Here is a 10,489-nt window from a genome sequence, read left to right on the forward strand (position 1 = left end):
CCCAAGCAAGCTCGCACCGCAGTGCGAAGCACGAAGGTAGTCCAATGAGCGCCATTCCCTCGCTGCGCCCTGGCCCGCGCTTCCTGCTCGCCCACCCGGCCCACTGCATCGCCCTGGGCTTTGGCGCAGGCCTCTCGCCCAAGGCGCCGGGCACGGTGGGCACGCTGTGGGCCTGGCTGGCCTTTTTGGTGTTGCAGGCCTGGTTTGCCACCCCCCTACAAATGGGCCTGCTCATCGCCTTCAGTACCCTGGGCGGCTGGTGGGCCTGCACCGTGACCGCACGCCACATGGGCGTGGCCGACCCCGGCGCCATCGTCTGGGACGAGGTGGTGGCTTTCTGGCTGGTGCTGTGGCTGGCCATGCCCATGGGGTTCTGGGGGCAGTTCGCGGCCTTTGCGCTGTTCCGCTTTTTTGACGCCGCCAAGCCCGGCCCCGTGGCCTGGGCCGACAGCCTGTTCAAGGGCTTTGGATGGCGCGGCGGCTGGGGCATTCTGTTCGACGACTTCGTGGCCGCCTTCTGCACGCTGCTGGTGATTGCGCTGTGGAGGTTCTGGTGAGCCAGCCTGCCGCACCACATTTGCTATCAAATCAGGAGCTACTGGCGCTTGATGGTAAAGCGCCGGAGGCCATTTTGATTGATATTTCTACCCGCCTGCTGGCGCGCGGCCAGATGCTGGCCACGGCCGAGAGCTGCACGGGCGGCATGATCGCCGCCGCCTGCACCGACCTGGCGGGGTCGAGCCAATGGTTCGAGCGCGGCTTTGTGACCTACTCCAACGCCGCCAAGACCGAACTACTGGGCGTGCACGCCGCGCTGATCGCGCAGCATGGCGCCGTGAGCGAACCCGTGGCCCGCGCCATGGCCGAGGGCGCCATCGACCGCTCGCACGCCCAGGTCAGCGTGGCCGTCACCGGTGTGGCCGGCCCCAGCGGTGGCAGCGCCGACAAACCCGTGGGCACCGTCTGGCTGGCCTGGCATGTGGACGGGCACACGCACAGCGAGCGCTGCCAGTTTGCGGGCGACCGCGCCGCCGTACGCGGCGCCACCGTGTGGAACGCACTGGCCCAACTGGCCCACCTGCTGAGGTCTTGACGCACTACCCGACTCCGCGCAGCATGCACCTTGACGCCGCGCTCCATCTACACTGAAGCGGCCCTGCATTCCAATCTGCCCATGGCCCAGACGCGCACGTTCTCCCTCCGCAGCCTGCGGGGCCAACTCACCCTCTGGTTCAGCGGTCTGTCGCTGCTCACCCTGCTGTGCGTCGGACTGTATGTGGGTCGGCTGGCCACGCAGCAAATGGCGGCCTCTGCCGGGGCGGCCGTCCACGCCATGGCCTTGACGGCCGCCGACCTGCTCGGAGCAGGCCTGCGCGAACGTGAACAGGACATTATCCTGCTCAGCCAGGCGCCACATTTCACGCGCGGCGACCTGACACACCCCGACCTGTTGCCGTCTCTCTTGCGACGGCGCGCGTTGAGTGAGGAATTCGCATGGCTGGGCGTGGTCGATCCCCAGGGCAAGGTCATCCAGGCCGTTGATGGTCTGCTGCAAGGGCAGTCCGTGGCCCAACGGCCTTGGTTCATCGCTGCCCGCTCAGGGGTTTATGCAGGGGATGTGCACGAAGCCCTGCTTCTGGAAAAGATGCTGCCCAAACCACCCGACGGGGAACCGCTGCGCTTCATCGATTTTGCCGCCCCGATCCGTGACTACAGCGGTGAATTGGTCGGCGTGGTGGGCGCCCACATCCATTGGCGCTGGGTGACCCAGACAGTGCAGACGGCGTTCGACCAAAGTGCGCGGGACAGTGGCGCCGAAATCCTGATCACCAACGCACAAGGGATCGTGCTTTACCCCCAGAAGTTGGCCCACCAGGTTCAGCTTCCGGCCGAGCTGCACACCGACCGCAACCAACGCACCACCGAAGTGCGCTGGGACGACGGCCTGGACTACCTGACGAGCATGGTTGCCGTGGATTCACGCACTTCCAGGAATCTGGGCTGGAGTATCGTGGTGCGTCAGCCCCTGCATCAGGCCCTGGAACCCGCTCACGCCATGCGCAACCGGTTGCTGGCGCTGGGTTTTCTGGCCGCCCTGGCGTTCGGTGCGGTGGCCCTGCGTCTGGCACTGTCGTTCAGCCGCCCCATCGAACAACTGGCCGAGGCCGCGCACCGCATCGAAAACGGAGACAGTCAGGCGGATTTCCCGGAGAAAGGGCAACTGATCGAAGTAGACCAACTGTGCCAATCCCTCCGCTCGATGACCCGGACACTGCTGGCGCACGAGCGTGAGCTGGAAGCCGTCAACCAGTCGCTCGAAGCCCTGGTACAGCAACGCACCGAGGCGCTGGAAGAAGCCAACCGCGCGCTCGAACACCTGGCCACGCACGACCCACTGACCGGCGTGTACAACCGCCGCCGCTTTGATGACAAGCTGAGGGAATGCTTTGACGCTGCCCGTCGAACCTCCCAAGGCTTCGCCGTGCTGTTGCTTGACGCTGACCACTTCAAGAAAGTCAACGACACCTATGGCCACCCCACGGGTGACACCGTTTTGCAGGAGCTGGCGCGTTTGCTGACCGGAACCATCCGGTCCGTGGACTTCGTGGCACGCTACGGCGGCGAAGAATTCGTCATCCTGCTGCCGCACACCCCCGATGGCGCAAGCGCCATGGCAGTGGCCGAGAAAGCCCGCTGGGCCATCGCCCAAGCCGAATTTCCGGGGCCTGGGCATATCACGGTCAGCGTTGGCATCAGCGTCTGGCAGGCAGACGATCCCGGTGCTGCGGCCACCATCGAGCGCGCCGATGCGGCCCTCTACCAAGCCAAAGCGGCAGGGCGCAACCGCGTCGTTCTGGGCTGATTCCCGCACGAAGCAAATGGCTTGAGGCTCCTCCAGCTCTGGCGCTCCTCAGGCCCCGTGGCACTTCTTGAACTTCTTGCCGCTGCCGCACCAGCAGGGGTCATTGCGACCGGGCTCGGCGGGCTTGACCACGGGTTCCTGGCGCGGGCCCAGGCTGCGCCAGAGCTGGCGCAGGTCGTACACGGCCCAGATGGCCTCGCCGAAAGCCTCCACGCGCGCCATGCTTGTGCTGGGCGGGCCGTCGTCGCTGTACATGCAGACCTCGGGCTTGCCGGTGTCGTCCTCGGTCAGCGCAACGATGTGCTCCATGGCATCGTCCAGCCACTGTGCGGCTTCCTTGTCGCGCGGCGCAGCCCATTCCTCGGGCCAGTTTTCCACGGCGAACATGAAGCCCAGCGCCCAGATCTGGCCAAACGAGGGGATCTCCTGGCCCTGCATTTCGGCGCGCTCGGCCTCGGGCAGGCTGGCGATGGCGCCGCGCATGTCCATGGCTTCGGGGGCGTAGGCTTCGTCTTCGTCCAGGCTTTGCACCTGCGCATCGAGCTGGCGCTGCACCTCGTCCCAGCGGCGTGTCCACAGCTCCAGAAAACGGGCCTGCTGCGCAGCGTCGGCAAACGCCTCCAGCACGGGCAGAGGCTCGCCCTCGGCCACCTCCAGCGGCAGGCCGTCGCCCAGCAGCATGGGCAGGAACTCGGCCGGTGGCACGGGGCGGCGCATGCAGGCCAGCGCGGCCAGAAAGCCGTCGCAGAACTCCCATTGGGGGATTTCTTCGGCGCGTGTGCGCAGGTCGTCAAGCAGGGTGTCGAGCTCGTCCAGCTCGTCGGGGCCCAGGGCCGGGCTGTGGGCAGGGGATTCAGCGTTCATCGGTGCACTTTATGATGCCCGGGGCGCTGCCGGATGCAAAGCCGCGGGGTGCGGCGTGCGCACGGCGGCAAGTGTAGCCGCCCACCCATGCACCGATGACCCTGACCGCCGCCACCTCCCCGCCCGACTACGCCGCCTTCCTGCGCGACCAGTACGCACTGCAAACCCCCAACGTGGCCAGTTACCGCCTGGGATCAGAGCAGGTCTGGCTCAAGAAGGCCGGCCCACGCCACAGCATGGCGCGCTACCGCGTGCTGGGGCTGCTGGCCTGGCTGACCCGGCTGCAGGTGCTGCGCCCGGTGCCCAACCTGGGTGGCAGCACCGCCATCGCGACCGAGGCGCGGCGCCTGCACAGCCTGGCCGCCCTGGGCTTGCGTGTGCCCGAGGTGCTGGCCCAGCAGCCCGAAGGCCTGCTGCTGCGCCACCTGGGCCGCCCCGGCGAGGCCACCCCGTCATTTGATGGCGAAATGCAGGCCGCCAGCGCCGCAGGCCCGCAGGCCGTACTGGCCCGGTGGCAAGAAGGGCTGGCCGCGCTGCAGGCCGTGCATGCGCGCGGCGCTTGCCTGAGCCAGGCCTTTGCCCGCAACCTGGTGCGTTGCCCCGACGGTGTGCTGGGCTTTATCGACTTCGAAGACGACCCCCTGGCCAGCCTGCCGCTGGCGCTGTGCCAGGCGCGCGATGCGCTGTGCTATGTGCATTCCACGGCACTGTATCTGCGCGAGGCCGGTGCATTGCCCGAAGCGCGGGCAGTCTGGGTGCACTGGCTGGCCGAGCAGCCTGCTGCACTGAGCGCCCTGCTGGCCACCACTGCCCAACGCCTGGCCTGGCTGCGCCACCTCCCGCAAGACCGGCGCTGGGGGCGCGACCTGCAGCGCGCCCGCGCCGCCTACGATCTGCTGAACCCCTCCTCCAACGCTGCTGCGACACCATGAACGTTTCCGACGCCGTACGCCAGCGCCACTCGGTGCGCGCCTTCAAGCCCGAGCAACCACCGGCTGCCATGGTGCGCAGCATTCTGGAGCAGGCCGCGCGCGCGCCTTCGGGTGGCAACCTGCAACCCTGGCATGTGCACGCCCTGGCGGGCGAGCCGCTGGCGCAGTTGCTGCACCTCGTGGCCACCGCACCCATGCAGGAGGAGCCCGAGTACGCCGTCTATCCGCCCGAGCTGTGGGAGCCCTACCGCACGCGACGCTGGCGCAATGCCGAGCAGCTCTACGCTGCCATCGGCATCCCACGCGAGGAGCGGGAGGCGCGCCTGCAGCAGATGCAGAAGAACGCCGCGTTCTTTGGCGCCCCCGCGGGCATCTTCATCAGCATGGACCGGCGCATGGGCCCACCGCAATGGGCCGACCTGGGCATCTACCTGCAGACCGTGATGCTGCTGGCCACCGAGCAGGGCCTGGGCACCTGTGCGCAGGAGTATTGGGCGTTCCGCTCCCAACCCGTGCGCGCATTTCTGGCCCTGCCACCCGAACGCCTGCTGTTTGCCGGCCTGGCGCTGGGCTGGCCCGACGAGGGCGCGGCCATCAACCAATGGCGCAGCGAGCGCGATCCGTTCGAGGCCTGGGGGGAGATGCGGGGGTTTGACTGAGGCGCCGCCTCAGCCCATGGTCTGCAGGCTGGGCGTGGCCTCCACCCCCAGCGCCATCAGCCGCTTGCGCAGGCGCAGTACCGCCTGGTCCTTGCTCAGCAGGATCGCGCCATGCTGCACGGCCAGGTCGATGAACTGCTGGTCGTCCGGGTCCTTGCACACGGCGCTGGCGCGCGGTGCGGGCGCCACGGTATGGGTCTGCCCGTCAAACGCTTGCAGCACCTGCGCGGCGCTGAGGCCGTAGTAGTCCAGGCGCGGCGCAATCTGGGGGTAGCCCAGCACGCGCTCCAGTTCCACGCGCATGGCGGGCGCGGCGATCCAGCGCAGGGCGCCGCTGGCCAGCAGGGGCTTGAGGGGTTGCACGGCGGCATCGGCGAAGACCAGCAGGTCGAGCACGATGTTGGTGTCCAGCACCAGCGCGCGTGCTGCCGCCGCGCCGGGCTCAGGTGCCGCCATCGGCGGACTCCGGCGCACTGCCCTGGGGCCGCGCGCGCACTGCACCGCGCACCATGTCGAAGCGGAACAGGCGGCATTCGATGGGGCCGTTCCACAGCGGTACGCGGCGCGACTCCTTCAGACGCATCTTGCCGGGCAGCTTGAGGTCGGGCGTGAGCATCCAGGCGGACCAACCGGCGTAGTGCTTCTTCCAGTGCGCCGCCAACTGGCTGAAGAACTCGCCGCCATCGTCGGTGTGCGCGGTTTCACGCCCCTGTGCAGAGCCTTGGGCGCGCAGCGATGCGCGCTGCGTGGCGTTCTGCCCCGCGGCACCGGCGGCGGCAATGCGCTCGCCGTAGGGCGGGTTCAGCAGCATCACGCCCGGTGTCTCGCAGGGCGGCATGCGCTGCAGCGCGTCGCCGCCCCGCAGTTGCACGGCCTGCGCCACACCAGCGCGCTCGGCGTTGCGCTGGGCGAAATCGACCATACGGTGCGAAACATCACTGCCAAATATGCCGACAGGGCTTGCCTGTATTGCGCTAGTAGCTTCGTTTTTTATAGCATTCCAGACATGGGCCTGGTAGGGCAGGAGCTTTTCAAAGGCAAAGCGCCGACGCAGGCCGGGCGCAATGCGGCAGGCAATCTGCGCCGCCTCGATGACCACGGTGCCGCTGCCGCAGCAGGGGTCGTACAGCGGCACGGGGGCCTCGCCATGCGGGTCCCAACCGCTGGCGGCGATCATGGCAGCGGCCAGCGTTTCCTTGAGCGGTGCGTCGCCCTTGTCCTCGCGCCAGCCGCGCTTGAACAGCGGCTCGCCCGAGGTATCGATATAGACCGTGGCCTCATCGGTCGTCAGGTGCAGGTGGATGCGCACATCAGGCCACTGGGTGTTGACGTCGGGACGCACGCCGCTCTTGGCGCGGAAGCGGTCGGCCACGGCATCTTTCACGCGCAGCGCGGCGAAGTTCAGGCTCTTGAGCGGGCTGTGCTGGGCCGTGACTTCGACCTTGAAGCTCTGGCGCGGGGTGAACCAGATTTCCCAGGCCACGCTGCTGGCCAGTTCGTAAAGGTCGTTTTCGCTGCGATAGGTCCGGTGCGCCAATTGCACCAGCACGCGCTGCGCGAGGCGGCTGTGCAGGTTGAGCAGCAGCGCATCGCGCCAGGAGGCGCGCAGCAGCACGCCACCGCGCCCGGTGAGCAGGTCCTCACCCGCCAGGCCGGTGGTACGGTGGGCCTCGTCGGCCAGAAAGCCCTCGACGCCAGCGGCGCAGGGCAGAAATATTTGGAGTTGGTTCATAGGCAGCCCCCAAGGATAAGGCCTGCGCCTGTGGAGGCAGGATCAAGACGATGCAGACGCCCGCAGTTCCTGGGCGGGCACGGGTCGGCCGAACAGGTAGCCCTGGTAGCCGCCACAGCCCTGCCCGACCAGGAATTCGAACTGCCCCGTCTGCTCCACCCCTTCGGCCACCACCGTCAGACCCAGATCACGGGCCAGGACAACAATGCTGCGGGCAATCGCCGCAACGTTCGGGTCGGTCAGGATATCGCGCACAAAGGATCGGTCGATCTTGAGCAAGTCCAACGGCAGCCTTCGCAGGTAGGTCAGCGAGGAATAGCCGGTGCCAAAGTCGTCCAGCGCAAAACCAATGCCATGCGCCTTGAGCTGCTCCATCTTGGCGATCACATCCTCAACGTCCCGAAGCATCAGGCTTTCCGTCAGCTCCAGCCGCAGGCGCGAGGGCTGGGCCCCAGTGGTACGCAGACATTTCAGAACCGACTCGACAAACGCGGGCTCATGGAACTGGCGGGCGCTGACATTGACCGACAAGGTCCACGCTGCCGTGGTCTCGTTTTCGGACCATTCGACCAATTGCTGGCATGCCGTTTCCAGCACCCATTGCCCCAAGGGCAGGATGAATCCCGTTTCCTCGGCCAGGGCAATGAATTCGCCCGGAAGCACCATGCCCCGCCGTGGGTGATGCCAGCGCAGCAGGGCCTCCGCACCGACCACCTTGCCGTGGATATCGACCTGCGGCTGGTAGTGGAGGCGAAAATCGCCCTGCTCCAGGCTGCTGCGCAAATCATTGTCGAGCTGCACACGCTGGAATACGGCCGCCTGCATCTGCGGATCGAAGAAGTGCAGCGCATTGCGTCCCGCCGATTTGGACTGGTACATCGCCAGATCGGCCTGGCGCATCAGTTCATCGATGGTCGCCTTCCGCCCTTCGAACAGCGTCAACCCGATGCTGGGCGTGCTGCGCAACTCATGGCCCGCCAGATGGTAGGGCTGGTTGAGTGTGACGAGCACCTTTTCACCCACCCGACGCGCCTGCTCGGCGGCCTCGCTTGCGTCGGCCGACAGCTCTTCGAGCATGACCACGAACTCATCGCCCCCCAGTCGGGCGGCCGTATCGCTGGCCCGGATGGATTCCTGGAGCCGACGGGCCACCTCCATCAGCAGCAGGTCGCCCACATCGTGGCCCAGGGTGTCGTTGAGCGACTTGAACTCATCCAGATCAATGAACAGCAGCGCCCCGTGGTTGCCCGTGCGCTCACCCAGCACCATGGCCTGCTGCAGGCGGTCGAGCAACAGTCGCCGGTTGGGCAGGCGGGTGAGCGGGTCATAGAACGCGAGATGGCGGATCTTTTCCTCGGCCTCCTTGCGCTCGCTGATGTCCGAGAACGCCGCCACATAGTGTGTGACCTGCCCATCGTCGCCGCGCACAGCGGAAATGCTCTGCAGCAGAGGGTACACCTCGCCATTCTTGCGCCGGTCCCAGATTTCGCCGAACCACGCGCCCCTGTCGGCCAGCGACTGCCACATGCCGACGTAGAAGTCGTCATCGTGATGGCCGGACTTGAACATGGCCGGCGTACGCCCGATCACCTCTTCGGGCATGTAGCCCGTCATCCGGGTGAACGCACGATTCACCCGAAGAATGATGCCGTGTGCATCGGTCACGATCATGCCGTGCAGCGATTCAAAGGCCGTGGCGGCGATCCGCATTTCCTGCTCGATACGGCGGCTCTCGGTGATGTCGCGCAGCACCACCACGCGGTGCGTCGCTTCGCCCTGGCTGCCTGCCACCGGGTTGACCGTGGCTTCGTACCAGAACAGTTGGCCGTCGCTGCGCTTGCCCTGCAACGTGCAGGGCGCACCGGCGCTGTCCCACAGCGTGTTGCGGCCCTGGAGGTCAGTCCACAGAAAACCGGGCGGACGGCCAAGAACATCGGCCTCCAGGTACCCCGTGATGGCGCACATGGCCGCATTGACAAACGTGGTCTTGTCTTGCGCATCGACGATCAGAACGCCCTGCGAAATAGCCCCCAGCGCCTTGTGGTGCAGGCGTTGAATGACAGCGTGTTTCAAGCGCTCTTCGGTTTGCGCAATCCGGATCAGGTTGTCACGGAAGACGACCGAAGCGCGCGCCATATCGCCAATCTCGTCACCTCGCTCCTGATCCGTCACCTGCACGGCATCCACGCGTGCATCCGGCGCCGCCAAGCGGTTCATGGCGGCAGTGATGCGCCGTATCGGGTGGATGATGCCGCGCGCCAGGGCACCGGCGATCAAAAGGGTCAGCGCCATCGCCACCAAGGCTGCGCCGCCGCTCCACAAGACGACTTTTTCCGCACCCCTTTGGGCGCGGAGGGTGGCGTCCAGCAGATCCTGCGAAACGCGGTCTTCCACCCGCTTCATCTGGTCAATCTTCCAGGAGGCCAGATCGATCCAGCGGGTCACGATTCTGGTGGAGCGTGACGCCTTTCCCGATGTGCCCAGAAATACCCCGGCCCGCATCTGCTCAATTTCTGCCAGATTGTCGTTGGACAGCGCCTGCTCCAGGAAATCCGTCTGCTCGCGGTCAGCAAAGAAACGGAACTGCTCCAGAAAATGGGACTGCCGCTCCGTCAATCCGACAAACACCTGCCGAGCACTTGCGTCCCCTCGAGGCGCCGAATAATAGGTGGCCCCCAAGGCCCGCTCCATGCCCGCCATTTCCTTGGCCTGCATTAAATTGACATATGCGTAAATGGCACGCGACAGCTCCGCACCGTTGCCCATCAGATGCATTTCGCGCACGATGCCAAGCAGGGCATCGATCAACGCGCTGTAGCGTGCGGACTGCACTTCCGTCGCCACCTGAAGCTGCGTGGCCTCCAGACGCCAGGCCGACAGGTTGGCCAGATCATCCCGGACTTCGGCAATGCGTTTTTTCAGGCGCGGTGCAAACCTTTCCGTGGGAAGCTGCGCAAGTGCCTGAGAAAACAGCTCTGCCTGCGCATCGGTAGCGGCATGGCGCTGCGCCTGCATTGCGCCAAAGTCCAGGCCTTTCGACCCCAGAAAAGCCGCCGACAGGCCGCGCTCGCGCTGGATTTCATGCACCAGTCCACTGACCTTGGTGGCCAGATGCGTCATGGCATGCAAATGGCGCATGTCATCCGCCACGCGCTGCTGGTCCATCACCCCCCACAGGGCCAACATCAGAAAACCCGCAATCGGCAATGCCAGCGCCAGCATCATGCGCTGGCCAATGGGGGAGTTCCGCAGTCGGGCAAACATCTCAGCAGGGTCGGTTAGCAGAAAACGCGGCGCCGTTTCGCAAGCTCCACGTTTGCTCGGGATGTCCATTATGCGGGCTGACTTACGGCAGCGTGCGCCACTGCGCGACAGCGGCGCCTTTGGCCCTGAAGCCCCCACCACTTGGTTCCGCGCGCAGCACGTTTCCTGGCGCTAC

General features: G+C 66.3%; 9 protein-coding genes. 5 read left to right on the top strand and 4 right to left on the bottom strand.

Going from position 1 to position 10,489, the window contains the following annotated elements:
• Nucleotides 1-44 precede the first annotated feature (44 nt).
• The 3 genes from MJ602_RS08755 (at nucleotide 45) to MJ602_RS08765 (ending at nucleotide 2,863) form a co-directional block, all read left to right on the top strand.
• Nucleotides 45-557 carry a phosphatidylglycerophosphatase A family protein gene (locus tag MJ602_RS08755; protein WP_162014955.1) on the top strand — a complete coding sequence of 171 codons (513 nt, stop codon included), beginning with the start codon at nucleotides 45-47 and terminating at the stop codon, nucleotides 555-557.
• A gap of 113 nt (nucleotides 558-670) precedes the next feature.
• Nucleotides 671-1,093, top strand: a complete 423-nt coding sequence (locus MJ602_RS08760) for a CinA family protein (RefSeq protein WP_243020470.1) — start codon at nucleotides 671-673, stop codon at nucleotides 1,091-1,093.
• 81 nt (nucleotides 1,094-1,174) lie between these two features.
• Nucleotides 1,175-2,863, top strand: coding sequence for a sensor domain-containing diguanylate cyclase (locus tag MJ602_RS08765; protein WP_243020386.1), 1,689 nt, complete (start codon nucleotides 1,175-1,177; stop codon nucleotides 2,861-2,863).
• Nucleotides 2,864-2,911: 48 nt separating this feature from the next.
• Here the strand turns inward: MJ602_RS08765 and MJ602_RS08770 are convergent, their stop codons facing one another.
• Nucleotides 2,912-3,727 carry a YecA/YgfB family protein gene (locus MJ602_RS08770; RefSeq protein WP_243020387.1) on the bottom strand — a complete coding sequence of 272 codons (816 nt, stop codon included), beginning with the start codon at nucleotides 3,725-3,727 and terminating at the stop codon, nucleotides 2,912-2,914.
• Between the two features lie 95 nt (nucleotides 3,728-3,822).
• Here MJ602_RS08770 and MJ602_RS08775 point away from each other — a divergent pair, with 95 nt between their 5' ends.
• Both MJ602_RS08775 and MJ602_RS08780 read left to right on the top strand, forming a co-directional pair.
• Nucleotides 3,823-4,659 (top strand): BUD32 family EKC/KEOPS complex subunit, encoded by an 837-nt coding sequence (locus tag MJ602_RS08775; protein WP_243020388.1) that lies wholly within the window; start codon nucleotides 3,823-3,825, stop codon nucleotides 4,657-4,659.
• On the top strand, nucleotides 4,656-5,318 hold the full coding sequence (locus MJ602_RS08780) for a nitroreductase (RefSeq protein ID WP_243020389.1): 663 nt from the start codon (nucleotides 4,656-4,658) through the stop codon (nucleotides 5,316-5,318). The genes MJ602_RS08775 and MJ602_RS08780 overlap by 4 nt, the downstream gene beginning before the upstream one ends.
• A 9-nt stretch (nucleotides 5,319-5,327) precedes the next feature.
• Here MJ602_RS08780 and MJ602_RS08785 read toward each other — a convergent pair whose 3' ends face one another.
• From MJ602_RS08785 to MJ602_RS08795, 3 genes are read right to left on the bottom strand one after another with little or no spacing between them, the layout of a single operon-like run.
• A complete protein-coding gene (locus tag MJ602_RS08785; RefSeq protein WP_243020390.1) occupies nucleotides 5,328-5,774 on the bottom strand; it encodes a PIN domain-containing protein in 447 nt (148 codons plus the stop codon).
• Nucleotides 5,761-7,050: a THUMP domain-containing class I SAM-dependent RNA methyltransferase gene (locus tag MJ602_RS08790; protein ID WP_243020391.1), complete on the bottom strand. Its 1,290-nt coding sequence runs from the start codon at nucleotides 7,048-7,050 to the stop codon at nucleotides 5,761-5,763. Before MJ602_RS08790 ends, MJ602_RS08785 begins: the two co-directional genes overlap by 14 nt.
• Before the next feature lie 42 nt (nucleotides 7,051-7,092).
• On the bottom strand, nucleotides 7,093-10,314 hold the full coding sequence (locus tag MJ602_RS08795; protein ID WP_243020392.1) for an EAL domain-containing protein: 3,222 nt from the start codon (nucleotides 10,312-10,314) through the stop codon (nucleotides 7,093-7,095).
• Nucleotides 10,315-10,489: the final 175 nt, after the last annotated feature.

This window comes from Simplicispira sedimenti (assembly GCF_022760965.1).
In the GTDB taxonomy this organism is placed as follows: Bacteria; Pseudomonadota; Gammaproteobacteria; order Burkholderiales; family Burkholderiaceae_C; genus Simplicispira; species Simplicispira sedimenti.